This window comes from Leptospira adleri (assembly GCF_002811985.1).
In the GTDB taxonomy this organism is placed as follows: domain Bacteria; phylum Spirochaetota; class Leptospiria; order Leptospirales; family Leptospiraceae; genus Leptospira; species Leptospira adleri.
Window position 1 is genome coordinate 1 of sequence record NZ_NPDU01000038.1, and the last position, 26,441, is coordinate 26,441.

At 42.4% G+C, this 26,441-nt stretch carries 23 protein-coding genes and 1 pseudogene; 8 read left to right on the top strand and 16 right to left on the bottom strand.

The window, feature by feature from the left end; translation table 11 throughout:
• From CH376_RS14540 to CH376_RS14555, 4 genes are all read right to left on the bottom strand, one after another.
• The coding region (locus CH376_RS14540; protein WP_276329220.1) for a Clp protease N-terminal domain-containing protein at window positions 1-216 on the bottom strand (216 nt) is incomplete at its 3' end.
• 138 nt (window positions 217-354) lie between these two features.
• Entirely contained in the window at window positions 355-1,143 is a 789-nt protein-coding gene (locus CH376_RS14545) for an ATP--guanido phosphotransferase (protein WP_100784732.1), read from the bottom strand.
• Between the two features lie 308 nt (window positions 1,144-1,451).
• Complete coding sequence (locus tag CH376_RS14550) at window positions 1,452-2,129, bottom strand: ABC transporter ATP-binding protein (RefSeq protein WP_100784731.1); 678 nt, start codon at window positions 2,127-2,129, stop codon at window positions 1,452-1,454.
• A gap of 1 nt (window position 2,130) precedes the next feature.
• Window positions 2,131-3,504 (bottom strand): ABC transporter permease, encoded by a 1,374-nt coding sequence (locus CH376_RS14555; protein ID WP_100784730.1) that lies wholly within the window; start codon window positions 3,502-3,504, stop codon window positions 2,131-2,133.
• Between the two features lie 124 nt (window positions 3,505-3,628).
• Between CH376_RS14555 and CH376_RS14560 the strand changes: the two genes are divergently transcribed.
• Window positions 3,629-4,651: a hypothetical protein gene (locus tag CH376_RS14560; RefSeq protein WP_100788136.1), complete on the top strand. Its 1,023-nt coding sequence runs from the start codon at window positions 3,629-3,631 to the stop codon at window positions 4,649-4,651.
• Window positions 4,652-4,658: 7 nt separating this feature from the next.
• On the top strand, window positions 4,659-5,666 hold the full coding sequence (locus CH376_RS14565; RefSeq protein WP_100784728.1) for an LIC_10230 family protein: 1,008 nt from the start codon (window positions 4,659-4,661) through the stop codon (window positions 5,664-5,666).
• Between the two features lie 744 nt (window positions 5,667-6,410).
• Here the strand turns inward: CH376_RS14565 and CH376_RS14575 are convergent.
• The 4 genes and pseudogenes from CH376_RS14575 to CH376_RS14590 all read right to left on the bottom strand — a co-directional run bounded on the left by CH376_RS14575 (window position 6,411) and on the right by CH376_RS14590 (window position 8,947).
• Entirely contained in the window at window positions 6,411-6,635 is a 225-nt protein-coding gene (locus CH376_RS14575) for a hypothetical protein (RefSeq protein WP_100784727.1), read from the bottom strand.
• 4 nt (window positions 6,636-6,639) lie between these two features.
• Complete coding sequence (locus CH376_RS14580) at window positions 6,640-7,359, bottom strand: toxin-antitoxin system YwqK family antitoxin (protein WP_125231911.1); 720 nt, start codon at window positions 7,357-7,359, stop codon at window positions 6,640-6,642.
• 66 nt (window positions 7,360-7,425) lie between these two features.
• A pseudogene (locus tag CH376_RS14585) lies at window positions 7,426-7,968 on the bottom strand (hypothetical protein); the annotation flags it as partial.
• A gap of 202 nt (window positions 7,969-8,170) precedes the next feature.
• Window positions 8,171-8,947 (bottom strand): ParA family protein, encoded by a 777-nt coding sequence (locus CH376_RS14590; RefSeq protein ID WP_100784724.1) that lies wholly within the window; start codon window positions 8,945-8,947, stop codon window positions 8,171-8,173.
• 119 nt (window positions 8,948-9,066) lie between these two features.
• On the opposite strand from CH376_RS14590, the gene gatB reads away from it, so the two are divergent.
• Both gatB and dnaE read left to right on the top strand, forming a co-directional pair.
• Window positions 9,067-10,527 (top strand): Asp-tRNA(Asn)/Glu-tRNA(Gln) amidotransferase subunit GatB, encoded by a 1,461-nt coding sequence (gene gatB, locus CH376_RS14595; RefSeq protein WP_100784723.1) that lies wholly within the window; start codon window positions 9,067-9,069, stop codon window positions 10,525-10,527.
• A gap of 355 nt (window positions 10,528-10,882) precedes the next feature.
• Window positions 10,883-14,401 (top strand): DNA polymerase III subunit alpha, encoded by a 3,519-nt coding sequence (gene dnaE / locus CH376_RS14600; RefSeq protein WP_100784722.1) that lies wholly within the window; start codon window positions 10,883-10,885, stop codon window positions 14,399-14,401.
• Window positions 14,402-14,598: 197 nt separating this feature from the next.
• On the opposite strand, the gene CH376_RS14605 is transcribed toward dnaE, so the two are convergent.
• On the bottom strand, window positions 14,599-15,498 hold the full coding sequence (locus CH376_RS14605) for a M23 family metallopeptidase (protein ID WP_165781708.1): 900 nt from the start codon (window positions 15,496-15,498) through the stop codon (window positions 14,599-14,601).
• Between the two features lie 35 nt (window positions 15,499-15,533).
• Between CH376_RS14605 and CH376_RS14610 the strand changes: the two genes are divergently transcribed.
• The 4 genes from CH376_RS14610 to CH376_RS14625 all read left to right on the top strand — a co-directional run bounded on the left by CH376_RS14610 (window position 15,534) and on the right by CH376_RS14625 (window position 19,893).
• On the top strand, window positions 15,534-16,439 hold the full coding sequence (locus CH376_RS14610) for an RNA polymerase sigma factor (protein WP_100784721.1): 906 nt from the start codon (window positions 15,534-15,536) through the stop codon (window positions 16,437-16,439).
• A gap of 35 nt (window positions 16,440-16,474) precedes the next feature.
• Window positions 16,475-17,203: a hypothetical protein gene (locus tag CH376_RS14615; RefSeq protein ID WP_100784720.1), complete on the top strand. Its 729-nt coding sequence runs from the start codon at window positions 16,475-16,477 to the stop codon at window positions 17,201-17,203.
• A 149-nt stretch (window positions 17,204-17,352) separates the two neighbouring features.
• Window positions 17,353-19,182 carry a CHAT domain-containing protein gene (locus CH376_RS14620; RefSeq protein WP_100784719.1) on the top strand — a complete coding sequence of 610 codons (1,830 nt, stop codon included), beginning with the start codon at window positions 17,353-17,355 and terminating at the stop codon, window positions 19,180-19,182.
• 3 nt (window positions 19,183-19,185) lie between these two features.
• A complete protein-coding gene (locus CH376_RS14625) occupies window positions 19,186-19,893 on the top strand; it encodes a hypothetical protein (protein WP_100784718.1) in 708 nt (235 codons plus the stop codon).
• 242 nt (window positions 19,894-20,135) lie between these two features.
• On the opposite strand, the gene CH376_RS14630 is transcribed toward CH376_RS14625, so the two are convergent.
• The 7 genes from CH376_RS14630 to CH376_RS14665 all read right to left on the bottom strand — a co-directional run bounded on the left by CH376_RS14630 (window position 20,136) and on the right by CH376_RS14665 (window position 26,307).
• Window positions 20,136-20,459, bottom strand: a complete 324-nt coding sequence (locus CH376_RS14630) for a phasin-related domain-containing protein (protein ID WP_100784783.1) — start codon at window positions 20,457-20,459, stop codon at window positions 20,136-20,138.
• Window positions 20,460-21,090: 631 nt separating this feature from the next.
• Window positions 21,091-22,683, bottom strand: coding sequence for a phosphoenolpyruvate carboxykinase (ATP) (gene pckA, locus CH376_RS14640; protein WP_100784716.1), 1,593 nt, complete (start codon window positions 22,681-22,683; stop codon window positions 21,091-21,093).
• A 61-nt stretch (window positions 22,684-22,744) separates the two neighbouring features.
• Window positions 22,745-23,779 carry a PIN/TRAM domain-containing protein gene (locus tag CH376_RS14645; protein ID WP_100784715.1) on the bottom strand — a complete coding sequence of 345 codons (1,035 nt, stop codon included), beginning with the start codon at window positions 23,777-23,779 and terminating at the stop codon, window positions 22,745-22,747.
• A gap of 38 nt (window positions 23,780-23,817) precedes the next feature.
• The gene (locus tag CH376_RS14650; RefSeq protein WP_069608824.1) at window positions 23,818-24,366 is read right to left on the bottom strand and encodes a CarD family transcriptional regulator; all 549 of its coding nucleotides are present in this window, start codon (window positions 24,364-24,366) and stop codon (window positions 23,818-23,820) included.
• Between the two features lie 85 nt (window positions 24,367-24,451).
• The gene (locus tag CH376_RS14655; RefSeq protein WP_100784714.1) at window positions 24,452-25,126 is read right to left on the bottom strand and encodes a hypothetical protein; all 675 of its coding nucleotides are present in this window, start codon (window positions 25,124-25,126) and stop codon (window positions 24,452-24,454) included.
• A gap of 85 nt (window positions 25,127-25,211) precedes the next feature.
• Complete coding sequence (locus tag CH376_RS14660) at window positions 25,212-25,919, bottom strand: hypothetical protein (protein WP_100784713.1); 708 nt, start codon at window positions 25,917-25,919, stop codon at window positions 25,212-25,214.
• Window positions 25,920-26,013: 94 nt separating this feature from the next.
• Entirely contained in the window at window positions 26,014-26,307 is a 294-nt protein-coding gene (locus tag CH376_RS14665) for a hypothetical protein (protein WP_100784712.1), read from the bottom strand.
• Window positions 26,308-26,441: the final 134 nt, after the last annotated feature.

Sequence of the window (26,441 nt, forward strand, 5' to 3'; positions counted from 1 at the left end):
TCCGGATGCTTCGCGCGTTCTTCTTTCCACCTCTTTACGCAACTCGTTGAGGTTAATATTGAGGTTGTTCAGGATTTTGATAGCGACCGAATCCTCTTCCTTGAGGAGACCGAGAAGGATGTGCTCCGGCCCGATATAATCGCTACCAAGACGCTTCGCCTCATCCTGAGCAATCTCGTTGATGACTCTTTTGGCTCTTTTAGTAAATTCCAGCATAACAGCGCCTTTGTGTTTTATTTGTAATGATTAGACTGAATTCGCATCCAATTTCCCACCCGAGAGTGAGGTTCTGCTTTTAATTTCAATATCGGAACGTTTTCAAAAAAGGAACGGAAGTTAGAGTAAAATTCCGGGCTAAAACCCCGGTTCCACCTGTAAGGCTAAATAATAAACTAAATTTAAAAAGGAATTTTTTTGAGAATAAGCAAAATTTTTCAGATAAAAAACGGCGAATTCTGAAGAATTTTCAAGGTAAAACTCTAAAAAGCCCGGGACTTTAAAAGTAGGAACTCCTTCTTTTTTCCAGAGTTTTGTGGAGAATTTCAGACTGATTTTCGTCCCCAAACCCGCATTCGTGGGACAAGAAGTGACATAACCCAGTTCTTCGTCGTAGTCGAAAAATTTTTGATTCTCCATTTTTTCCAAGGGAGAATTTTCCATTCTTCGGAACATTTCCCCCACTGAAGACGAAAGAATTTCCCAGCGAATGTGATCCTCGTCTCCGGAAAACAGATTTCCTTCTCCCCAAGGGATCTTAGTCGGGAGATCTTTCGATTGAAGAAACGCTGGATCGACTTCCATTCTTTCCAATAAGAATTTTTTTAAGATTTGGGTCGGAACTCCGGAGATCACAGGGTAAATTCTGCCTGAAAGATTACGGCTGATTCTAAAACGAAAGGTAAATGGAGGCGCGATTTGATCCAACTCTTGAATTTTTTCCGATTCGGAAAACGATTCAAAACGCGCAAATTTCTCGGACTCGGCGCCTTTGAGATATCGAGAAGAAAAATCGATTTTCTCGTCTCGAAGATGGGCGCGGTATTCCTTTCGGAAGAGTTTTAGACAATGAATACAACCGATCTTTCCCAGTTCGTTCCAGGCGGATCGATCGGTTCCGCAATACAAACAGGTCTCGGAGGACATTCTTGATCTGCTCCCGTGATTCTCCAAAAACGTTCGCCATTCTTTGCGTTTTCGGACGGCCTTTTATTTCGGAAAGAGTTTCGCTTTTAAATAACGTTTCCGGTTTTAAAGGATTCTTCGTTTAACATTAGAACCCGAATCGATTCGGCCGAAAAAAAAATCCTACTTTATACGACCGAATCGAAGTTTCAAATTCCGTTTCAGTTCCGGTCGTCTTTCAAGCGATATCATCTCGCGAATGTGAAGGAAAGATGAATTTTAAGGCGTATCCATTACCGGAACAAAAGATACAAAATTCTTCCTTACAATCAAGCGATAGGCTGCAATTTTCCGCCGGCCATCTGATTTCTCCGATGCGCCAACGCGGCGAGTTCCATATCGTGCGTAACGATCACCATAGAAAAACGAAACTCCTTCTGGAGTTCCAAGATCAAAGCCATTAGATTTCGAGAATTCTCACGATCCAAATTTCCCGTCGGTTCGTCCGCAAGAACGAGTTTTTTACCGGCGACTAACGCTCTAGCTACGCCGACTCTCGCGCTCTCGCCCCCCGATAATTGAGATGGAAAGTTATCGTGACGGTCTTTTAATCCGACCCGGTCCAGCATCTCTATCGAAAGTTGTCTCGCCTTTCCGGGTTGAACTCCGTTGATCAAAAGGGGAATGCTCACGTTTTCCAAAGCGGTAAAGTCAGGAAGAAGAAGGTGATGTTGAAAAATAAAAGAAACCTTCTCCGCTCTAAACTTCTCCTTTCCAATTTCGGAAATTTGATCCAAAGAAACTCCGCAAACACTCACTTCACCGGAATCGTAAGTATCCATTGATCCGAGAATGTTGAGAAGGGTCGACTTCCCGATTCCGGATTTTCCTTCCACGGATACGATCTCGCCTTCCTCTACTTCGAGATCCAGATGATCTAGAATCTTAAATTCCTTATCTAGGATATGATAATTTTTTACTAAATTTCTAACTTGTATCAGACTCACGTTAGTCGTTCCTTATTGTGTCCACGGGATTGAGTCCGGCGGCCCATCTTGCCGGGAAATAGCCTGCGATTCCCGAAAGAATCGTGGCGGCGGTCGTCACCATGAAGATAAATGAAATGTCTATGTCGACCGGGATATGATCGAAGTAATAGACGTCTTTAGGAACCAATTCTACGTTCGTCCATTCGGAATGATAAAAATAAAATCCGACCATGTTGATCAGTTCGGAAAGCGCATTTACGATGGTCTCCAAGTTGCTCGCGATAAAAATTCCCGAAACGCCGCCTACGATCGAAGCCAAAATTCCCACCACCATTGCGTTTAACGTAAAGATAAGTAGAATGCCGGAAGAAGGCAATCCGAGAGCTTTTAGAACGCCGATCGATTTTCTTTTCGCTCTTACCAAACTGTAAACGCTCGCTACCATTCCCAACGCCGCGAGAATGATAAATAAGAAAACGATAATGGAGATGATCGTCTTTTCCAACTTCAATGCGGTAAAAAAATTCTCCTGCTCTTCCGCGATCGTTCTTACGCCGAAAGAAGCGGAATAACCGATCTCGTTTTCAAATTCGGGATCCCTGAATTCCTTTAGAATTTCCCTTTTACAATTTTGAAGATCGTCCAGAGACTTAACTTTGATCGCGATCTGGTTTACGGAATCCTTTAAACTGAAAAATCTTTGTGCGACCGGAAGAGAAAGAAAAACGTAATGCGTATCGTAGTTATAATATCCCGTCTTAAAAAAACCGACGGTGCGAAAAGTTTTGATCGAAACGTCGACACCCTTACCTAAAGAGAATCTTCCACCCGGAACCGCCATCGTAAGATTGGCGCCGAGATCGAAGTTATAAAGTCCCGCCATCTCTTTCCCGATCAAGACTTGATTTTCCGAATTATAATTCATGATCTCTTCGCGATTGTGATGAACGATCCGAGGAAAGTTCGGAAGACGATTTCCGATTAAATCCTGTATGTTTTCGACCGGTAACGCGCGCACCATGATGGGAATAAAAGAATTGCTGTTTTGAATCAGACCGTGGCTGGTGATACTTCCACCGATAGAAACGATTCTATCTTTTAAGTAAGGATTCTTACTAAGCCAAGCCACTACCTTTTCATAATTCTTGATATCACCAGAATCAAAATTATTTTCGATAGTGATATGAGGTCCGCCTTGCCAAAGAGATTCTTTTACCTGCCTTTGAAATCCGTTGAATATAGATAAGACGACGATCAACAGAGAAACTCCGACCGCCATCACGATAAACGATAGTCTAGACTTTAAAGATAGGAGACCTGCTACCCGGGACCCCCGTATATAGCGGGAGGTTACCAGAAATATCAAAGAACCCCGGAACAAATTTGACTTCATCAAAAAACTCTTAAATTTAGAAGGCCAAAACCTTCCTTAGTTTGACAATTCTCTGAATCCGAACCAGAATGTCAAAAATAAAGAAGAAAGTTTCCAAAACGGAGCCTTCTTAAGTTAAAAATACATGAGCTCCAATCAGGTCTATTCGTTTCAATTCATCTCTCGTGACAGCGCTTCTTCCATCCACATTCTTTTTACGGGCGTCATCGATATTCAGAACGCAAAGATCGATAAACTAGAAGTTGTGGCCGTAGGCCAATCGGATAACATCGCTTCGGTACAACTCTCCGTTTCCACGCACAAAGACGTCGTTAACCTTTGTCAAAAGTTGAAGTACGAAGGAAAACAACTTAAGAATCTTACGAACAAATTAAACGAACTGTTTCAAACCAATGGAAAGTCGGACGACTTCATGGAGCAGCTCATCCATTACTTCAAAGGAAAAGATAACGAAAAGATTTCCTATCTCCTCAATCAGATCATCAACCAGGCCGCGGGAAATTCCAAACCCGAGATCCAAATTTTTTACATGATCGTCGATCGCGCAAGACTCGAAGATGAGAATCAAAGTTCATCGGGTGCGGATTCTTCCGTTGAGAATTCGGAATCTACGAATGAAGATCTGCCTTCACTGGATTCTTCTCCTTCCATAGAATTCGGAAAGCCGACGGAAACGGTCGAACAATACATTCCTTCGGGCGCAAGAGTGATTCCAATGAAATTCGTTCTTTCTCCGGTTTCGGGAGTTCAGATCAATACTTTAAAACCCGGCGATAAAGTTATGATTCAGCTTTTAAAAGCGGACACTTCTTCCCAGGTCATCATCGAATCAATGAAATTGGAAACTCCGGAAGGCCAGATTCGTCCCGTTCCCGGAACGATCATAACTTCAAAAAATAACGGAGTTGAAAACGAAACGGTCGTTCAAATAGGAGCCGATATATTCGGAAAAATCTACGAAGAAGAAAACTCAATCAAAGTAAAACCTTATACCGGAGAAAGAACGATTTCGGCCGGAAAACAACCTTCCAAAACAACGTCTCAAAGTTCCCAGACATCCGAAGATTCGGGATTGTTGATCACAATCCTCGTCGCTCTCGGCGTCTTAGGAATTGCTATGACCGCAATTTTTGTATTCCTTCTTTAATTAAATTATGAAAACACTACTCGCTAAAATACTTCCCTTTATCATTTTATTTTTCTGTCTGATTAATATTTCCTTCGAACCCGTCTTCTACGATCCGAGAGATATGGATTCTATGGAAGCACTCCTGGAAGGATCCGGAAGAGAACTCGCTCCTCAGTGGGGAATCGAAAGAGGACTGATTTCAAAGATCAGGCTAACTTCAAAAGTAATGGAAGAATTGAACGAGAAGTCGATTCCCGCAGACGCACAGTTAGACGCCACCGTCGACAGATTGAACAGAATTCTTCTCGGGCAGAAGATCATGTTATTTATTTACGGATTTCTAATATTCCTTTCCGTAACTTCGTTTTTGAGTCTTTACTATCGGGCCTGGTTTTATACTTTTTTAAATAGAAGTCTTTATTTGATTTCGATTCTCCCGGTATTGATGGCTCTTCAACACCCGATGAGAAGTATTTCCCAAACGCCGGTATTAGGGACGATCGCTTCCTTGACCTTGTTCGCATTAACGGGCTTTCTCGTTTACATGTGTTTTGCGATTTCGAAAGTTTACGGAAAAAAAATCGCCGATCGTTTCGGCGTTTTAGAAACGGCTCAAAACGGAGAAGAAGGAGAATTTCAATCCAGCACAAGTTCTAAAATTTCCTGGATTCCGATTCTTTTTCATTTTGTGATCATCATGGTTGCCGGAATCGTTTTGGGAAATCTCGTTTATATTCCGATTTTTCTTCTTCAAAAACACTATTCGTTTGAATTCGGAATTCTTCTTTTGATTCTTATCTTTTTTCTCATGCTTTTCTACATTCGCAATTATTTTAGAATGGGGAAAAGCGACGAACTCTCTTCGGCCGGAAACGTGACCCTTTCCATCAGTTATCTTCAGTTCAGGATCATTCGAAATACAATTTTTATCGGCTTTTCGATCATCGGAATCATTCTTTTTGTGGTATTGCTGTTTTCGGTCCTCTCAATGAATACTTGGATCCTGGATTTCACTTCCGGAAAGTCGATTTAACCGAAATTTTCAAAAATAATTAAGAATTTTAGAATATTCTAAATTTTTAAATTCGCATTCGATCCCAAAAATTCGAGCGGATTTTTTCCGCTCTTGTTATATCTTCCCAAAAGCAGGATCCTTTTAACGAACCGGCTTAGCCGTTTCGCGCAGATCCGTAGTCCGGCTGCAAACTTCGCTTCTATTCAAAATTACATTCTAAACCCTTCGAATTTCAAAAAGGTTTCTCTCGTCATTTTATCACTTGCGGACTTTAAGTCCGTCTTCAAGCGTTTTACGGATTTGATTCGTTGTAGGAACTGCAACGATCGTCAGCCATCGAAATCCACAAATCAATTTGCTGCAAAAGGTCTTACGTCAGCACTCTTTTGTTTCACACAAAAGTCGGAATGCTAAAAAAGTTCAGAAGAAATTCCGCATCCCTGATTCTCTCTGAACCTTAGGCTTTGTCCCAAAATCTTAAATGTGGGAACTCATACTTTCTTTAAATGGTCGAGAATGATTTGAAATCCTTTCAAAAGTCCGATGAGACGTAATTTGTAGGAACTCACACAAAATTAGAATTTTATAAAATGGATTCCCTTTTCGTCCCTATACGTTTTGAAATAAGTTCCTTAGAATACAATTCTCGTCCAAAGGTATAAATTTCGGACGATTTTCCTTTGATTTAAAGAATTGGATTGCTCCTTCCGTAAAGGATTCACTCCAGAAATCAATCTCGAATCTTGTTTTTCGTAAGAACGTTTACGATTGTCGGAAATACAAATTCATCAGAAGAATACTGAAAAGATGGATAAGTGAACAAAGAAGATAAAATTTCAGACTTAGACGTTCCCGGTACGCCTGAAAAAGTCCGATATGCACCACTGAAAACGTGGAAATCAGAATCCAAAGATTCGAAATCGTAAGAGAGAAGTAAACGCTTAGATAAACAACGAGAAGAAATAAAATTACAAAAGTAAACTTCACAAATTTACTTTTTGTTAGAAGCTAACGTCTCACAGACGGTCTGAGATCCTTTTTGCATCTCGCAGTTTTTTGCGCCGTCCGGAAGATAAGTCGTTCTAGAAATAAAGCCGCCGTTCTCGTCGAAAACTTCGATCGCTTCCGTTTTATGATTCGGATAATAGTAGAACCAAGTTCTGATCTTTTGTCCGTTCTTATAATAACCTGTGTATTCCAATTCCCCGTCCGGAAAGAACTTTTGCCAAAGGTTGTTTTTATATCCGTCGGAGTAAGTTCCCCTTAATTCCACCTGACCGTTGACGTAAAATCTTTCGTATAAACCTTCTTCGTTTCCCTCGGCGCCGCTCATAATAACTTCGGGTTTACGCTCTCCCTTTCCGAAGTTCTGTCGAATGTAGAGATTTCCATTGTCGAAATTCCAAATCCATTCTCCGCGTCGCACCGCATTCTCAAAACGACCGGTGGACAACAATCGATCGTCGTATTTGGAATAGAATTTACAGATTCCGTTGTCGAATCCCATTTCATTGATCTGACAATCTTGATAGATTTTACCGTTGTCGTAGTAGATTCTTCTTCTTCCCGGCTCCGTAAAAACGTAAGCGTTGAATTGTTTTTCAAATTTTGCTCCGGCGGGAATGTTTGCCGGAATCGGTTCTTTCGCGCAATTTTCGAAAAGAAAAAACAAGGATAAAAGCTGAAGCGTCCTCAGAACGGAGGAAGACATTGCGTTTAGAGCAGATTTGGATTCTAAGTTCATTCAGTTTATATTATATAGAATCGTCAGAAAAACTCAATCGATCGTAAACTTTTTGTTCACGAGGAGTTCACCGTCTTCGTCTCGAATCTCCACTTCGTAAGATCCCTGTTGATCGAAGAAAGTATCGTCGTAATAAGTCTGAAACTTCTCGAAACTCTTTCGGAAGTCTTTCTCTTGAACCGAAAATTCTTCTTTGCCTCCGTCGGTCTTGTAGATGGAAAGACGAACTCGTTTCGGCGTGGACCAACCCTTCTTGTAGTAGATAAAAAAGTCCTGCCCATGAGAGAAATGATATTCTTTTTGGGAGCTCATTCCCGAAACTTTTTCCGGAGTCATCTTGTCGATGTCCATATAGATCTCGTGTTTTGCGGGCCAGAAAAACCAAATCGCAAGCGCGAGCAAAATCACTCCCGCAATCTTTAAAAAACGTGAGGATCCTTCTCTTTCAGCGGATTCGGGTCTGGTATAATCTTCCAATCTCATGACACTGCTTATCCTGTGGAGGTGGTTCTTTTTGGGCAAATGTTTTTCCTCTCTTGCCTCGGAAGAGGATGAATTCTGAATCGGAGGATTTTCGGTTTTCAAAGATTCTTTTTCAAAAACCTTCTCCTCGGAAAGAATTTCGGAAGAAGGTTCCGGAACGTTCGGCGAAGAATCTACCGATAACGATTCTTCCGAAACAACGGAATCCGTTTGAAGCGACGGAGTTTCGGGAGAATTTTCGCCTCCCAGAGTTTTTCGAACGTGAGCGCCGGCGGCTTGTTTTAAAAGATCTTTTTTAGCCAAAGGCGAGAACCTCTTCCACCAATCCTTGATAACACTTGGAAGCCTTGCCCTTCGGCTGATATTCAAAGAGAGTCTGCTTGAGCATGTGCGCTTCTTCCACGCTCACCGAAGGAGGAATTCTGGATGAGAATAATTTCAAGTAAGGTTCGATCATCGGTTCCAAGGTTTGAGAAAGAGTCGTCCTGGGATTGAACATCGTTAGAACCGCTCCCAAAACTTTCAGAGAAGGGTTGAATCGTTTCACCGTATTCTTATGAGCTTCTAAAATCGCCTCGATTCCATCCAAGGAGAATTTGGAAACCTGAAGAGGAACCACGAGCCCGGTCGACGCGACGAACGCGTTTAAGGTGATCATCGAAAGACTCGGAGGACAATCGATGATGACATAATCAAAACTATCTTTGATCGTTTCTAAAGAATCCCGAAGCTGGAAGAATCCGTCGATCTTTCCGGAAAGCATCACGTCCACTTCTGCGAGCGACGGATGAGAAGGACCGAGTTTCAATCTTTCCATTCTTGTAGAAATCAAAACTTCCGAAGGATTCCCGCCGTCTCGGAAAATTCTATATAAACTTTTTTCTCTACCGTCGTCAGGTGAAGAAGAAGACGTTCTTTCCTCGGGAAAAACCGAGGTCGCGTTCCCCTGAGCATCCAAATCCAAAAGAAGAACACGTTCTCCCTTCAGAGCGAGACCGAAGGCAAGATGAACCGCCGTAGTCGTCTTCCCTACTCCGCCTTTCTGGTTTGCTATACAGAGGATCTGTTTCATAAAAAATCCGTTGCCCGTAGATTCCGCTTTCCCGAGACTACATTTAGAGATCGTCTTCCGAGGATTAGGGATAGAATCCCCGATCGGTTTGGGATGACAATCCGGAAAAGGAGATACAGTTGGCAGAATTTGAAACAGTCATCGGACTGGAAGTGCACGCGCAACTCAATACGGAATCGAAGATATTCTCAACCAGCGCAACCAAGTTCGGCGCTCCTCCGAACTCTCAGACAAATCCGGTCTGTTTGGGACTTCCGGGCGCTCTTCCGGTTCTAAACGAATCGGCTTTGGAAAAAGCGATCATGGCCGGACTCGCGTTCGGCTGCGATATCACCCTTTTCACGAAATTCGATCGCAAGAATTATTTTTATCCGGACCTTCCGAAAGGTTATCAGATCTCGCAGTTTGACAAACCGATCTGCACCGGCGGCGGCGTCACTTTCACGATCAAAGGAGAAGAATCCTCGCGTTATGTGCGCTTAACAAGAATTCACATGGAAGAGGACGCGGGAAAATTGATTCACTCAGCGGATCCGAACGTTCCACAATCTTATGTCGATTTAAACAGAGCCGGAACTCCTTTGATCGAAATCGTATCGGAGCCTGACATGCGCTCTTCGGACGAGGCATACTATTATCTAAATTCTTTAAAGTCCGTTCTGAAATACATTCGAGTTTCGGATTGTAATATGGAAGAAGGTTCTCTTCGTTGCGACGCGAACGTTTCGATTCGTCCGAAAGGATCCGATAAATTCGGAACCAGAGTGGAGATCAAGAACCTCAATTCTTTTAAGGCAGTCAAAGCGGCGATCGACTACGAAGTTGAGTGGCAAAAAGAAATGGCTCTGGAAGGAAAAACCTTTCAACAGCAGACGAAACTCTGGGATTCCGTCGCGAACAAAACGGTAACGATGAGAACGAAAGAAATGAGTCACGACTATCGTTACTTCCCGGATCCGGATCTTCCGGTAATCATTCTCCAAAAAGAAACGGTCGAACACGTTCGTACAAAACTTCCCGAACTTCCGAACGAAAGAAAGAATCGTTTTGTGGAAAAACTCGGACTTCCCAAATACGACGCGGAAGTTCTCACCGCAGAAAGGGAAATCGCGGATTATTTCGAAGGCGCGCTCCAAGTTTCCGGAGACGCGAAAAGAACTTCGAACTGGGTTAAGGACGAAATTCTCGGAATCGTAAATAAAGAAAGCATTACAATATCAGAATTTTCTGTTTCTGCAGAAAGAATCGGCGGGCTAGTAAAGTTGATCGCCGACGGTAAAATTTCGGGAAAAATCGGAAAAACGGTCTTTGAAGAAATGCTAAATTCTCCCAAGGACGCGGAAACGATCGTGACCGAGAAAAATCTTCTCGTAGTTCGAGACGACAAAGAAATCGAAAGAATCGTAGACGAAGCGATCGCGAACAATCAGGACGCGGTTGCAAAATACAAAAGCGGCAAAGACCGCGCGTTAGGCGCCATTGTCGGCTACGTAATGAAGATCTCCAAAGGAAAGGCGGATCCGGAATTGGTCAACCAACTCCTTTTGGACAAACTGGGACCATTGCCTCCGAAGGTTTGAGATTCTTGATTCCAAATCGCGATTCCTTGCCTTTTCGATTCTATTTGGACGGAACTCCGATCCGATTTCAGGTAGAATCGAAAGAATCCTGTTTTGGAAACAAATTCTTTCTCTTGAACGTTTCTCCATAGAAGAATCACTTCGAAAAAAATGACCCCACTTTATGAAACGAAGAGAATCGATTTCAAGACTCATTTGACCGCGTGATTTTCCCTTAAAATCCGCGCTTCCATTTTCTAGGAAGACTTCGAAATTTCTTCTCGGCAAAAAGTATCGGAAATCGGTCTAAGTTATAAATTTCCGACGATTAGACTCTTGACGTCGCGTTCGCCGAAATTCTATTATGTCCCTTACAATGCAGGACTTCGCCCACCTTCATCTGCACACAAACTACTCCATGCTGGACGGAGCGATCCGTATCAAAGAGCTCATGCAACACGTCAAGGAACTCGGCATGACATCGGTGGCGATGACCGATCACGGGAACATGTTCGGGGCTGTGGAATTTTATAACGAAGCTCTGAAACAAGGCGTAAAGCCGATCATTGGAAGCGAATTCTACGTTTCTCCCAACCGCAAACAGGAAACCGAAATGGTGAAAATCGCGGATGGAAACGCTTACCATCTGATTCTTCTCGCAAAGAATGAAGAAGGTTACAAAAATCTAATACGTCTTTCCAGCAAATCCTACACAGAAGGTTTTTATAAAAAAGCGAGAATCGACTACGATCTTCTGGATCGACACAGCGATGGCCTTGTTTGTTTGACCGCTTGTCTCGCGGGCGAAGTGAATCGAAAAATTCTCGAGGGAAAGATCGACGAGTCGTTTCAACTCGCCGGTAAACTTCATGAAATCTTTCGCAAAGAGGATTTTTATTTGGAGATTCAGAATCACGGAATCCCCGAACAGATGGTCGTCGCAAAACAAATCTATGAATTCGGTAAAAAGACCGGAATTCCTCTGGTAGTGACCAACGATTCTCACTTTCTTAAAAAGACGGACCAGGAAGCTCAGGACATTCTTCTTAGAATCGGGATGCAAAAAAGAATCACCGATCCGATGGAGTTCGGATTCAACGGCGAATTCTACGTTAAGAGCCCGGACGAAATGGCGAGAATTTTTCCCGAAATCCCGGCGGCGTTTCATAATACATTAGAGATTAGTAATAAAGTTGATTTGAAACTGAAATTCGGAAATTATCTTCTTCCGGAATTCGAAGTTCCCGAAGGCTTTGACGCGGATTCTTATCTTGAAAAATTGATCTGGGAAGGAATCGAAAGAAAATATCCGAGCTTAACTCCTGAAATCAAAGACCGGGTCGTCTTCGAACTCAACACGATCAAGAACATGAAGTTCGCAGGTTACTTTTTGATCGTTCAGGATTATATCAACTACGCAAAAAGAAACGGAATTCCGGTCGGCCCCGGAAGAGGTTCGGCCGCAGGTTCCATCGTCGCATTCGCGCTCGGAATCACGAACGTGGAACCTCTGCAGCACAATCTTCTCTTCGAAAGATTCTTAAATCCGGACCGTAAGGACATGCCCGATATCGATACCGACTTCTGCGTGGAACGAAGAGAAGAAGTCATCAATTATATCCGAAGACGTTACGGAGAAGAGAGAGTCGGACAGATCATCACGTTCAACTCGCTTGCCGCGAAAGCCGCGCTCAAAGACGTAGCGAGAGTTTTAAATCTTCCTTTCGGAGAAGCCAACGATATGACGAAGGCTTTCCCGAACAAACTGGGAATGTCCATCGCGGAAGCGCTCAACACTTCATCGGAACTCAAAAACTTTTCCGAAAAGGACGATATCAATCATAAGATTTTCGCGATCGCTCAAAGGCTAGAAGGGAACTACCGTCAGCCGGGAAGACACGCGGCCGGAGTCGTGATATCCCCTTATCCTCTTGAAGAAGTGGTTCCTCTTTCCACGGTCGCGGAAAAAGAAAGACCCGGATTTAGATCCATCGTTACTCAATACGATAAGAACAACTTGGAAAGCATCGGATTGATCAAGATGGATATCTTGGGTCTAAAGAACTTAACGACGTTGGATCACGCGATCAAACTCATCGAACAGAGAAGAGGAAAACGAATCGACCTCGATGAAATTTCATACGAAGATCAGAACACATACGCTTTACTTCGAAAGGCGAACACTCTCGGAATCTTCCAGTTAGAATCCACGGGTATCACAGATCTTGTAGCAAAAAGTCAGGTGAGCAACTTCGACGAAATCGTCGCCTTGATCGCCTTGTATCGTCCCGGTCCGATGGGTGAAGGGATGTTGGACGAATACTTAGATCGCAAGTCCGGTAAAAAACAAGTCACATATCCTCATCCTTCCTGCGAACCGATTCTGAAAGAAACTTTCGGCGTTCCCGTTTATCAGGAACAAGTGATGAGTATTTCCCGAGTCGTAGGAGGATTTTCGGTCGGAGATTCCGACATGCTCCGAAAGGCGATGGCGAAGAAAAAAGCGGATCTCATGGAAAAGCTCAAATTCCAATTTGTGGAAGGAGCCGTAAAACAAGGGATTCAAGAAAAGATCGCGAAGGATCTTTTCGAACAGTTGGAAAGATTCGGCGGTTACGGATTCAACAAATCACACTCCGTTGCTTATGCTATGATCACGTATCAGACCGCTTACTTGAAAGCGAACTATACGATCGAATATCTAACCGCACTTCTCGCTTCGGATCACGGAAAGACAACCGATATAGTAAAATACATCAACAACGCAAGGGAGATGGGAGTTCGAATTCTCAACCCCGACGTTTCCGAATCCCAGACTTCGTTCAGCGTTATAGACGACAAAACGATTCGTTTTGGACTTTCGGCTATGAAAGGAGTCGGAGAATCCGCAGGCGATAGCATCATCCAGGCGAGGGCCAAAGCCGGCGGGTTCAAATCGATTCAAGACTTTGCCCTCAACATAGACACGAGATTGATCAACAAGAAAGTATTCGAAGCGCTGATTCAGGCCGGCGCTTTGGATTCCTTCGGTTATACAAGAAAATGTCTTTTTGAATCCGTGGATTCGATTCTTACCTTTGCCCAAAAGGAACAGGAAAGAGCAAACGAAGGACAGTTTTCTCTTTTCGGCGGAAACGAGGGATCCTTCACGCTCAATCTTCCGAAGGACGCGCTCGAATGGGAGATCGATGAAAAACTAAAAAGAGAAAAGGCGGTTGCAGGTCTTTATCTCTCAGGTCATCCGTTGGATAAGTATGAAAAACAACTCCAAAGTTTGCGGACGATTCCGATCGAAAAGTTCGACGATCTCAAATCGGGAACCAAAGTTGAAGTCGCAGGAGTCATCTCTTCTAAGAACGTAAAACTCAGCAAACGAAACGAAGAATTTGCCAATTTCAAACTGGAAGATCGAACCGGTGAAATAGAATGTGTCGCTTTTGCAAAAACTTATCAGAAATATAAGGATTTTATAAAGGAAGATCAGGCTATCTTTATCAAAGGAGATCTCGACAAGATCGAAGTGGGAGACGCGGAACTTCGAGGTCAGATCAAAGTAAACAGTATTGAAATTTTAGACGATGCGACGATCGAAGAACGTTTGGAAAAATCCCTGCATCTTCGTCTGGAAGAACGACATACCGAGGATCCCGAATTGATCCCTAAACTCTATTCCCTTCTCGCTTGTTACAAAGGAGAATCTCCGGTCTTCTTTCATATAGTCGAAAACTCCGAAGAAAAAAGAGTCATCCGCGCTCACGATACATATTCGATACAACCGGTTCAGGAACTCTTTTTGAGACTCGCAGACCTTTTGGGGGATCGATCCGTTTTCTATTCGGTTGGGGAGCAGCTCAAAGCGATCAACAAAAGTAAAATCGCGGGTAACGTAGGATAAGAATTTCAACTTTTTGAGAGATAAGATTTCTCATCCTGAATTCAATGGACTTGAACTCTATTCTTATATTTTTAAAAAAAGAATCGTCGTGGCCGTGAACGGAAAGTTCCTTTGTGCCAACTCTATCGGTTTCCCCTTCCTTATTCCATTAAACAATGCTTAGGTGACCTTCCCCTCGAATTCCTTTAGTTTAGAATCTAAAGCCGGCTCACGTAAAAAGTAAAACTTCTCTCGTTTACGTTGCCCCTGAAATCCCAGGCAACAACCTTGATCGTATTTTCACCCGATTTCAAATTGAGATTTCCGACCAAATACTGATCCTTATGATAGAGATTCGCAAACGCAAAACCGTCCGGGTTCTTCCACTCCGATCCCGAATATTGTAAGGAACCGAAATCCGCAGAACGAAGAGATTCTCCATTTAGAAAGAATTGAACCTTCGTAATTCCTCTTCTCTGTGATTTTTTTTCGCCCGCGTCGACGATCGAAACCGTGAAGGGAAATTCTTTGGAAAGATTGATATTGTCCCCGTCGTTGATATTCGTAAATTTTCCATTTACGTGAACGAGAAGACTTGAAATTTCAGGAACGGAACCGTCCGGAATCGGAGAGAGAAATTTCAGAGGATCCAGGATTTCCAATCCGTATTTCCGAAGTACAACAAAGTGGAGGTGCGCTCCGCTTGAGTGACCGGAATTCCCCGTAACCCCGATCTTTTCCCCGGCTTTGATCAAATCAGGTTTTAGTAATTTAGAAATTCTTCCATCCTTTAGATGATAATAGGCGGTAAAGTTGCCCGCCCCGTGATCCAACCAAACGGAATTCCCGGTTCCGAGTTCGTCCTCGAAAGGATGATCTTCCGCATAACGACTGTAGAGGACTTTTCCGTCCGCCATCGCAAGAACAGATTCGTTCAGAGAAGAAATATCCATTCCATTGTGAAAATGGTCGCCTCGAGATTCTCCAAACGTTGATGTAATTTTGTTTTCCAGTTGATCCGTTTTGACCGGTACAAGATAATTTATTACTTTATTATTTTCCGCTTCCATGCTCAGATGGAACGCGGTCCAGATTACGATAAAGAGAAATCTTTTCATTCGGACTTAAACCTAGTGCAAGTAACTCATACAAAATGAATTTGTCAAAAGATAAAACCCTAGATCTCGTCACCCGTTGTGGGGAAGGGGATGAAGAGGCGCTCAAGCAGTTTTTCGAAATCTACTCGGAAGATATTTACAATTTTCCGATGAAGATTTTCCACCTGAGCGAGGATGACGCGGGCGACTTTTTCATCTATGCTTTTGAAAGACTCAAGACCGGTTCCCGATTCGGAAGTTTCCGAGGAAAATCCAGTTTTAGAACCTGGTTCTATTCCGTTTTGCGGAACATGCTCATTGATTGGCAAAGAACCAAACGAGAACTCAAGGTTACCAATCTAGGAAAAATCAGCAAAGAAGGGAAAGAATACGCGACGATCGAAGACGAGCCGGACACTCGCCCCACTATGCAGGAAGAAGCCTTTGAACTCTCCGATCGATTCAACCAAGCATTGGAAGAAATCGGAGTCGATAAAAGGGTAATTTTTAAACTTTCTTATATCTATTACCTCAACCTCAATGAGGACGAAGTTCAATATCTCATCGATAAAACCGGGCTGACCGCACAAGCTCTCAAAGACAAAATTCTCAATCTTAGATCGGAACTTTCCAATCGGGAGGAAGAAAATATTCGAATGGAGGACAAAATTACGTCTCTTTATCTGAATATTCTCGATCTCAAGGAAAAACAGCAGAATACCGCAAAGATTGCTCCGATTCTCCCTATGGAAGTCGATAAAACCTCTCACGCTTTGAAAAAGAAATACGAACAGCGTAAAAAACTTCTGGATAAGAAGAAAAAGGGACATTTTCTTGCGAGAACTCCGTACAGAGAGGTTGCCGATCTCATCGGGATTTCGGAAGGAAACGTAAGCGTCACTCTCTTACGTTTAATTGAAAAAATTCAGAAAAAGCTAGATTTTAGTGATTTGGATTTTTAAAAAATTCCGTCTTTTTAAGTTATTGGAGAACCAACATGGATTCGGGATCTAAAAAGAATCAAAACGACGAGCTTTTGCTCTCTCTCTTAAACGGAGAGACGAGCCATGCGGATAAGGACGTAAATCTGCAAAACCAGCTCATACAAATGGAAGAATCGATCCAAGCGGGAATCAATTCCGCTACAGTATCGTATTTAAACCAAGCCGCTCAACAAGGAAAATATTCCGAGTTTCAGGAAGCCTTGGATCTGCAAAAAGCGGATTTAGGCGGATATCTTACGAAAGACGTGCCTGATTACTTAAAGCGTTATGTCACTCTGGAATTGGCGAGAAAGTCCCCTTCCAAAGAGTCGATCGTAGTAAAACTGGGGAAGTCCGGCGCCCGTATCTTTGAAAGTCTTGTAGAATCTCTGCAAATCAATACGAGAGTAGACTATGCGCCTTCTATGCGATCTGCGGTAACCAAAGATCCTTCAGAATTCGTAGTTTTTGAAGAAAAGGTTCTCGATAACTCTAAATTCACTTATCAACTGGTTCAGGAAACTCCGGAAACCGCGTTCTTAAGTGTAAAGATAGAATCTCCGGATGCTGATTCTTTCCAAAGAGTGAACCTTTACAAAGATACGAGATTTATTCTTTCCAATCAGTTCAACAGCGAAGGAATTGCAAATTTCTCCGGACTGAGAGAAGGAAAATATACCGTTGAATTTCAAGGGAAAGACCATTCCAAATCTTTGGATTTGTTCATCCTTCTCGAAGCCTAAAATTTTAAAAAGAATATCCCGAATACAAACCTCCACTGCGAAGAATACGAAAATTCGCGGTGAAGGTTTTTCGCTTTTTATTTCGTATTAACAAAAGAATTTCTGGAAAAATCGATCGAATGCTATAATCTGATCCTGGATTCACATTTATGTTAAACTTGATCATAGACAGAGTTGGAACCGTAAACGTATTTAATATTTTAGATACGTCCGGAAGCGGATCCGAATCCCATCTTCAGTCTACGATCGACGAAGATCTCATCTTAGAGTATATTAAAGAAATTGAAAACTTAGTAAGAGTCTCCAATGCGGTAAATTCGAAGGGGATGATTCAGAAAACTCTTGAAACCGAAATTCTTCACGAATTGAAGATTTTAGGAGAGACTTTTTACGATCAATTCTTCCCCGCCCCGATCCAGGAAAAACTCCGTCTTACCACCGAAAAATATCTTCACTTGAATATAGATCCCAAACTCGGAGTGATTCCGTGGGAACTGCTGCACGACGGGACTTGCTTTTTATCCGATAAATTCTTTATCGGAAAAACGGTAAGGGGAGAATCGAGCCAAAGTTCTTATAAAGAAAAAGAAAAACTGAGAATGCTCATCATAGCCGACCCTACCGAAGATTTGGAATGGGCGCAAAAAGAAGGGGAGCAGCTTTTCAAAGTATTGAGCGAAAAAGTTTCCCCTTCCCGACTTGAGATCGAATTTATCGGCGGAAAACAAGTCACGAAGTTGAAACTTCTTTCTTTAATCAAAGGAAAGAACATCATTCACTACTCCGGTCATCTATTTTTCTCGGACGATCCTTTGGAAAACGGATGGCTTATCTCCGAAGGAAAAATTTTAAAAGCGAGAGAGATCAAGAACTCGGGATTTAACACCGATTTGGTGTTTAGCAATTCTTGTCAGTCGAATTCGAACGCGTCCAGAACTCTGAACTCCGATTTGATGAACAACTTCGCCGGAGCCTTTCTTATGTCCGGAATCAAAAGTTTTATCGGAACAAATTGGGAGATCATAGACAACCAGAATACGATCGATTTTACGATTCAATTCTATTCTTATTTATTCAGCGACAGGAGCATCGGAGAATCTTTATTTTTAGCGAAAGAATACGCTCGAAGAATTTTTGATACGAACGATCTGACGTGGACCAATTATTCTCTCCATGGAATTCCGAATCAACAGGTGATGACCGATCCTACTAAGGGAAAACCGATTCAGAAGATCATCAATCCGTCTCTCATTGCAAAATTCTATCCCTCCAATATTGCGGCCTCATATTACGGCTTTACTCAAAAACAGAAAGAGGAAACGGAATCTTCTTTCGAATTGATACAATCCCTGATTTATTCGTTTGAAGAATTTTCGAAAATAGTGGGTGGAATTATTTTCAGCGATCACCAACATCATTCTTTGGGAAAGTATATTCCGAACAATCCGGACGACGCGGTTGAAATTAAAAAATGGTGGGATCTGATATATCAGTGTTTGAGCGATTTTAGGAAATTAGAAATCAGTCCGTTGATCAGCAACGTTCAGGAAGTTCTGCAAATCAATAAAGACACGATCCAGAAAATGATTCAATGGATCGAGCTTTATAAACGCGGTCAAATTCTAAAAGACTCGGCGGACGGATATCTTATTTCTTTCCAATACTATTATGAGAATTTGCTAATGGAGTTGGAAGAACTGGAAAAGACCAGCATCTTTCTTGTTTCTACGAATTCCAATAACCATCTTTTCTTTCGAGGAATCAAACCGGAAACTTCTCTCGTCGTCGCGCCCGTCGTAAAACAGGATTATATCGGGGAACAGATCGAAAAATTCCGCGGAAAGGTGATCGTATTCAACGAAAACAGAATGACCATCATTCCGATGCTTTGCAGTGTTATTGAAAATCCGGAAACAAAGGAATTAGAACTGAGTTTTCCCGGATTCAAATCCGAAAAAAATTCCATCCAGAATCGTTAATCCTTGAGTCTTTGCCAACCCGACAGAGGTAGTTTTTCCTGCGGCTCTTGCTGCGGGATATTCAATTTGGATCTAAGTCCGGATGAAATAAGAAATCTTATTTCGGAAAGAACGAACGAATTTAAGACTTCGGTTGATTTTCAAAAATCGTGGACGATGGCCGAATACCGCAAAACAAGGGAAAAAAAAGAAGAAAACATAAAACGCAAGGACGAACACACTTATAATTGTCCGTTTCTCGGCGCTTTCGATAAGAGGATCGGTTGTATGATTCATCCGATTTTTAGCGGAGACCCTCTCAGTCAAAATTATTCCTTTTACGGAACCTCCATCTGTCAGGGTTACGAATGTAGAAACATGGAACGTAAAACCGCTAAACTTTGGGAAACCCTTCTCGAAGAAATGGAGTTGGATTCTTTTACTTACTCCGCGATCGCTTCCGATTATAAGACCATCGACTTAATCGAAGATACTTTTTTGGGTTTGGGATTTTCTAAAGAGGAACTCTTCGATAAAAAAAGGGGTTTCCTAAAAAAACTCATTCAAAGAAAAATCGACCAAAACGTTTCGATGATGAATACTTCCTTTGAAATTCCGATGGAGGAAGAAAAAGAGCCGCCAATGGAACGGTTGATCCAAAGGCTGAATCTGAAAACCGATCCGGAATTGCTCGCAGAAATGGAAGTAAAGAAGTCCGAAAATAGAACTTAAGAAATTTATCATATAGATGCGTAAAAGGCGATTATTTCGAAAAATTCCATTCTAACATCTTAAAAACCTTATGTTTCTTTTTGAAACGGCGGTTTACAACGAAAGATCAGGTCCAATTCTTTCTTAAGTAAAAGTTTTAAAGAATTTTGTAGAAAAGAGCGGGGAATTATTGAAACCGAATCGGAGATCGGAAGAAGAACTAAAATCCTTCCTGCATCTTAAAAATACAGGAAGGAAAACGATTAGTTTTTAGGGGTAGTAGAGTCCGCTTTAGACTTTGAAGCGCCATTCAAAGTAGCTTTCGCAGATGAAACGCCTTGTCCAACTTTGGATTTGACTTCCTCTACCTTAGAGTTGACTTGACCTGCAACGCCTTCAACGGAGTGAAGAGCATCTTCGATGTATTTTCTGAGATTGTTAGCAACCTCGGATTGGTCTTGAGCTCCTTTCGATGCAAGTTCTTTGAATTCTTTTTCAACTTTTAGGAGAATGCTGTCAGCTTGCTCGCGGAGAGATTTTGCCGCTCCAATCGCAAAGTTAAGCGCTTCCTTTATTTCTTTTTCCATAATTTTTTCCTCTGTTTTCTTCACTGAGAATAGACCAATTTTATGCAGCGCACAATAACCTGTCAAGTGGGTTTTCCGGCAAGGATTCACTTCGAGTTTTCAGATTGATTTCGATACAAATATCGCCCTTGAGCCAAAAATACAAAGGCAATCTCGTACTTGTTTTAGAGAAGAACTCGTTTCTTAGTATAAGAGACATAAGTAGAAAATATTGGAAAGGGTTGAATGACTTCTTGCGCAGAATTGAGGTCGATTGAAAGTCGTTTTGGTTTTCGTCGGAATTCCGACAAACTTTCGAATGGATTATTTGTTGAGGAAAAATGCTTTTTGTGATAAAGAGAATTTTCCGATTTCTCCCCGCGAGCCCACCTCCTCCACCCAACAAGGGTGGGGCCGAAAAAATTTTAGGGATGGCGTCGTTTCTCCTACAGAACTGAAGAGGATTAAAAGATTCGTTCTTTGAAAATCGAAAAAAGAATTTCTTCGGCTTCATTTGTTCTTTTCGACCAACCACCGAGGGATTAAAACGCAGGATCGATTTTTTAAATCGGCTCAGCTCTTGAAGAAAAAAGATGGGGAAGAAGAATTCATAGAGGAGACCGGACGATCTCCTCTATTCAGAAATTCTAATTTAGATTTTTGGTCCGAAAGCGGTAAAATCGAAATCTTTAGAACCTTCAGCATATTGTTTGAAGTTCTTTATGAACATTTCACCCAATTTCTTAGCAGTTTCGTCGTAAGCGCCTTTATCCGTCCAAGCCTCTCTCGGATCCAAGATCGCACTGTCCACACCGCTGATGGTTTTCGGATATTGAACTTGGAAAACCGGATGAGTCACGAACTCGGACTTCTCGATATTTCCATTGAGAATTTCATCGATGATCTTACGAGTAGAAGGAAGATTCATACGTTTTCCAACACCGTAAGAACCACCCACTAAACCGGTGTTCATCAGATACGCTCTTACATTGTGTTTTTTCATTTTTTCACCCAATAACTTCGCATAAGAAGTCGGATGAAGAGTCATAAACGCAGCGCCGAAGCAAGCCGAGAAAGTCGCAGTAGGTTCTTTGATTCCTCTTTCAGTTCCGGCTACTTTTGCGGTATATCCGGAAAGGAAGTGATACATCGCTTGTTCGATGCTCAACTTAGAAACGGGAGGAAGAACTCCGAAAGCATCATACGTTAAGAAGATGATTGTCTTAGGATGATCGCCTTTGGAAGGAGTTTGGATATTGTTGATGTGAAAAATCGGATAAGAAACGCGAGTGTTTTCAGTTTTAGCTGCGGAAGAATAATCTACGACTTTCGTTGAAGGATCGTAAACTACGTTCTCCAGAAGAGCGTCTTTACGAATCGCTTCGTAAATGTCCGGCTCGGTTTTTGGATCCAAATTGATCACTTTCGCATAACAACCGCCTTCGATGTTGAAGATTCCGTTGTTATCCCAACCGTGTTCGTCGTCCCCGATCAACTTGCGATTCGGATCCGTAGAAAGGGTAGTCTTACCGGTTCCGGAAAGGCCGAAAAACAGAGCCGTATCCCCATCCTTGCCTACGTTCGCAGAACAATGCATACTAAGAATGCCCTGTAATGGAAGTTTGTAATTCATTACGGAAAAAATTCCTTTCTTCATTTCTCCGCCGTATTCGGTCCCGCCGATGATGCAGAGTTTTTTGGCAAGATGGAAGATCACGAAAACTTCGGAATTCATTCCATGTTTTTTGAAATCTTCATTCTTAACGCCGCAAGCGTTGATAATAGTAAATTCAGGATCCAAGCCGACCAATTCTTCCTTAGAAGGACGAAGAAACATGTTCGTGCAAAAGTGATGCTGCCACGCTTTTTCGGAAACGACGCGCAAGCTCATTCTTGTTTCGGGGTTTGCTCCGGCAAAACCGTCGAAAACGTAGAGTTTTTTATGGCTCAGATAATTGACGCATTTTTTATAAAGTTCGTCGAAAATGGATTCGGAAACCTTAAAGTTGATATGACTCCACCAGATGTTTCCGTTAGAGGAAGGTTCATCCACGAAATACTTGTCTTTTGGGGATCTACCGGTAAAAATTCCGGTGTCTACCATCATGGTTCCGTTGCTGGAAACTACGGTTTCTCCGTTCTTTTTCTCATGCTCATAAATTTCGTCATAGGAAAGGTTATGGAAAATTTCAGAAGGTTCGAGTCCGAGTTCCTTCAAGCCTTTTACCTGAGTCTGGGCCTGCATTTGATTGCTCCTTGGGAATTCTATTTCAATTATTTTACTATAAAGTGGAAAGTCAACCGATTCAAGAGGAATGCGGTTGGCGATTTCCTTTCTCTCCAGCCCCATTCGGGTTGGCTTTTGTGAAAATCATCTTTCCTGCCGCGGTTTGGATAATGGAAGTTACTGTCACTTTGACCTCTTTCCCCACCAGATGACCGCCGTTTTCGATGACGACCATGGTTCCGTCTTCGAGATAACCGATTCCTTGATTCTCATCCTTTCCCTCTTTGATCACTTGAATTCCAAGTTCTTCACCCGGTAAAACGACCGGTTTGAGGGCATTCGCGAGAGTATTCAAGTTGAGAACTTTCACGCCTTGAAGCTCGGCGACTTTGTTCAAGTTGAAATCGTTCGTGACGATCTTCCCGCCGGTATCACGAGCCAATTTGATCAGCTTTGCATCCACTTCTCGAGTATCGGAATAGTCCTTATAGGTGATTTTTACTTCGATCGATCCTTTACGTTGAAGTTTGTTCAACATCTCGAGACCTCTTCTTCCTCTTGCCCTTTTGATCGGATCCGAAGAATCGCTGATCAATTGGATTTCTCTCAAAACGAAGTTAGGAAGAATCAAGGGACCATCCAAGAAATGCGTATCAGCAATATCTAAAATTCTCCCGTCGATTACGACTGACGTATCGAGAATTTTGTCTCGAACTTCTTCTTTTTCGATCCCAACTCCGAATCCTGCGCCGGCCCCGCCGCCGCCTCCGAAAATTCCAAGACCCGGCTCTTTCGCAAAAGCGACGCCGGCAAGAATTCCGAAAAGCGCGAATAGAAAGTAAAGTGCGACGTTCAATTCTTCAAAGTGAACCACCTCACCTACAAACCATGCAATTGCAAGTCCGAGCAAAGCTCCCAATCCTGCGCAAAAAAGTACGTCAGCCTTGAGTTTAGGAAAAAGGTTGGATTCTCCATAAAGAAGAATTAAAGAAATTACCAGAACAACTCCGGCGATAGGACCGGATAAGTAAATGTCAGCGGATTGCTTGTGAGTAACTGCAAATGTAATTCCGGAGAGGAATAGAGAAGTGAGTACTTTATAGAGATGAATCATAACTCAAATCCTTAATTGTATTTGAGTTTTGGCGGAATTTATTCTTCTTCGTCTGACTTTTTTTCACCGGGAGAAAGCGTGCTCGCTAGCACGTCGGAAACTAAATTTCCGGCTTCTTCCTGGGTAACACCTTTGCTTAAAGCAACTTCCATTTTCACAAGATTATAGGCGCTTTCGTAAAGTTTTCTCTCCATGATGGAGAGTTCTTTTCCATTTGCTCTACGAAATAGGTTTCTGCAGACTTCTCCGACCTCATAAATCGATCCGGATTTGATCTTGTTGAGGTTATTTTGGTAGCGGATCTTCCAGTCTTCTTCTGTATCGACTTCGTCCTTTTTCAGGAGCGCGATGACTTTCTTGATCTCTTTTTTATCGATGATAGGGCGGATTCGAACCTGTTCTGCTTTGTCAACAGGTATCATAACCTTCATCTTACTACCCTGGATTTCGAGAACGTAGCAATCCTTCTTTTTTCCAAGGATGTTCTTCTTGGAGATTTCCAATATCTCTCCAACTCCATGGATGGGATAGACTACGTAGTCGCCTACCTTGTGTTCGATTTCGGAATTTTTCTTTTTGGCAGCCAAGTAAGTATGATAACTTCCGTTAAAACTCTGCCTAAGAAAATAGCACAAAATTGGCGAAAGTCAACAAAATTATCCCAAAAGGCGACTAAAGTTTGAGTGAACGAACTTTTGCGGAGTGAAACGCTGGGTCATTGAGAGGTTGTATTTTTTCCAAAGCCTCTTTCGCTTCTTCCTCGGAATAGAAATATCCCAAGTAAAGTTCGCCCTTGGAAGAACGGAAAATTCTTCCTTTGAATTCGTTACGAGCCATCAAAAGCCGCTTCCCAAGTTCCACCGCTTTTAAGGAATCTGAGGTTCCTATGAAGATCAAATAGTTCGTTTCTCCGGTTTTTGGCGGATAGAGAATTTTAGAATCGTTCGAGGACGCAGATTCTTCCTTTTTGCTCTGAGACAGAATTTCCGGATTTTTGAGAGAATCCGTCGTATCCGGTTCGGAAGAAGAAAACAGCGATTTGATTCCGCCGGACTCGTTCTTTTTTTCCTGAGAAGAAACATTTCTAAAAGTCTGCAGCTCGTTCTGCGCAAAGGTTTCCTCTTTTTGATCCAGCTTGAGTCCGACCACAAGTCCGGCCGTGAAAAGTGAAATCGAACCCAACAATAAGATGAAAACGGAACGAGTTGAGGAAAATATCTGAATCGGGGAGCCGGACTTTTTACTGTGTTGAACCATCTGAATCGTTCTGTCGAAATCAGCCGGTTCCCGAACCGGCGTTCGGATCGAGGATTGTTTGAGTCTTCTGGAATAGTCGATATTTTGCATTGGAATCCTGGATTCTATCTTTAAAATCGGATTAAATGCCCAAATTCCGTCGAAAAAAAATGAAAATCGCCGAGAAGATTCGATATCACTTCGGTTTGCGGATCGCGTAATACCAGAAAAGCCAGAGAAAAAGCACTCCTAATAAGAGATAAAAACCGGGAACTCCCCAAATTCCGAACGCATCATACAAAAGTTCAAGAGGACCCAGGTAAAGGGTTTCCGTTTTTCCGGATTCCCAATCCGTGATCCCGCGATGCCAATAATATGCGTAAGGAAACAAAAAGAAATTAGGCAATAAATAGAAAACGGGGTAACGACTGACAAAAACGACCCAGCGAGGAGAACCCGGAAGCGGCAGTACCGTATCATTTATCCAACGAATTCGAAACGAACATTTCTTTTCATCGGACAAACGAGCCCCTTCCTCACCTATTAAGTTTGAATCTTCCGGTCGTAAAGATTGAATTTCCTGCTCGGAACGAAGAACGACGCTTGGAGCGCTAAGGGCCAAAAGCCAGAAGAACCAAAGAAAGCCGCAACCGGCGCCGATCAAAAAACAGGAGAAGAGCAGAGAGCCCAAACGATCGGAAATAAATTGCAAAAAAGAAATCGGTTCGTTCCAGGGAAATGGAATGGAAGATAAAACAAAGGATCGATCGATATAAACGTAGGCGCTTACGAAAACAACGACCGCAATAAAAAGAAAGGAAATCGGATAACGGAAGCAAAAAAGAACCCAATCGGGAAACGTTTTCGGGAAATAACTAGTATCGATCTTCCAACGAATTTTCATAATAAAATTAGAATATACTAAATATCGTATTTACTTACGATCAAATCCGCTTATTCCTTCGTTAAAAAGAAATGTGCGGATTTGATCTACCGATTTACTTTACCGAACCTTTCAACGATTCGATAAGTTTGTCGTAGTTCGCAGTCAATCCTTGACACATTTGTGCGTTCTTTTCGATCAGTCCGGCGCTTTCCGCCAAAACGGTAAACAATTTCTTGCGACGATTTTCATCGTGGCTGTCGTTCGGCAGTCCGGGTTTTCCTAAACTCTTCCACTTTTCGCACTTTTCCCCTAAATCGGAACAAATACGCGCTTCCAAATTCGAACAAGGTTTACATCCTACGAAAAACAAAGCGAGAATCGTTCCTAAAATCCAGATTTTTTTCATCTAAACTACTCCTTTAAAAAACGGTTACGGATCCGATGTCGATTTTAACTTGTGTCGACGAAGATCGGAGCCGCCGCGAAAAAACGATCCGCTGTATTTTCGGCCGCGTTAGTCGCACTCAGTCAACAATTTCG

What these genes read in the sequence shown, in the direction of transcription:
- CH376_RS14545 (WP_100784732.1), bottom strand. Translation starts at nt 1,143, where the DNA reads ATGTCCTCCGAGACCTGTTTGTATTGCGGAACCGATCGATCCGCCTGG.
- CH376_RS14555 (WP_100784730.1), bottom strand. Translation starts at nt 3,504, where the DNA reads ATGAAGTCAAATTTGTTCCGGGGTTCTTTGATATTTCTGGTAACCTCC.
- CH376_RS14560 (WP_100788136.1), top strand. Translation starts at nt 3,629, where the DNA reads ATGAGCTCCAATCAGGTCTATTCGTTTCAATTCATCTCTCGTGACAGC.
- CH376_RS14565 (WP_100784728.1), top strand. Translation starts at nt 4,659, where the DNA reads ATGAAAACACTACTCGCTAAAATACTTCCCTTTATCATTTTATTTTTC.
- CH376_RS14580 (WP_125231911.1), bottom strand. Translation starts at nt 7,359, where the DNA reads ATGTCTTCCTCCGTTCTGAGGACGCTTCAGCTTTTATCCTTGTTTTTT.
- CH376_RS14590 (WP_100784724.1), bottom strand. Translation starts at nt 8,947, where the DNA reads ATGAAACAGATCCTCTGTATAGCAAACCAGAAAGGCGGAGTAGGGAAG.
- dnaE (WP_100784722.1), top strand. Translation starts at nt 10,883, where the DNA reads ATGCAGGACTTCGCCCACCTTCATCTGCACACAAACTACTCCATGCTG.
- CH376_RS14605 (WP_165781708.1), bottom strand. Translation starts at nt 15,498, where the DNA reads ATGAAAAGATTTCTCTTTATCGTAATCTGGACCGCGTTCCATCTGAGC.
- CH376_RS14610 (WP_100784721.1), top strand. Translation starts at nt 15,534, where the DNA reads ATGAATTTGTCAAAAGATAAAACCCTAGATCTCGTCACCCGTTGTGGG.
- CH376_RS14615 (WP_100784720.1), top strand. Translation starts at nt 16,475, where the DNA reads ATGGATTCGGGATCTAAAAAGAATCAAAACGACGAGCTTTTGCTCTCT.
- CH376_RS14620 (WP_100784719.1), top strand. Translation starts at nt 17,353, where the DNA reads ATGTTAAACTTGATCATAGACAGAGTTGGAACCGTAAACGTATTTAAT.
- CH376_RS14630 (WP_100784783.1), bottom strand. Translation starts at nt 20,459, where the DNA reads ATGGAAAAAGAAATAAAGGAAGCGCTTAACTTTGCGATTGGAGCGGCA.
- pckA (WP_100784716.1), bottom strand. Translation starts at nt 22,683, where the DNA reads ATGCAGGCCCAGACTCAGGTAAAAGGCTTGAAGGAACTCGGACTCGAA.
- CH376_RS14645 (WP_100784715.1), bottom strand. Translation starts at nt 23,779, where the DNA reads ATGATTCATCTCTATAAAGTACTCACTTCTCTATTCCTCTCCGGAATT.
- CH376_RS14655 (WP_100784714.1), bottom strand. Translation starts at nt 25,126, where the DNA reads ATGCAAAATATCGACTATTCCAGAAGACTCAAACAATCCTCGATCCGA.
- CH376_RS14660 (WP_100784713.1), bottom strand. Translation starts at nt 25,919, where the DNA reads ATGAAAATTCGTTGGAAGATCGATACTAGTTATTTCCCGAAAACGTTT.
- CH376_RS14665 (WP_100784712.1), bottom strand. Translation starts at nt 26,307, where the DNA reads ATGAAAAAAATCTGGATTTTAGGAACGATTCTCGCTTTGTTTTTCGTA.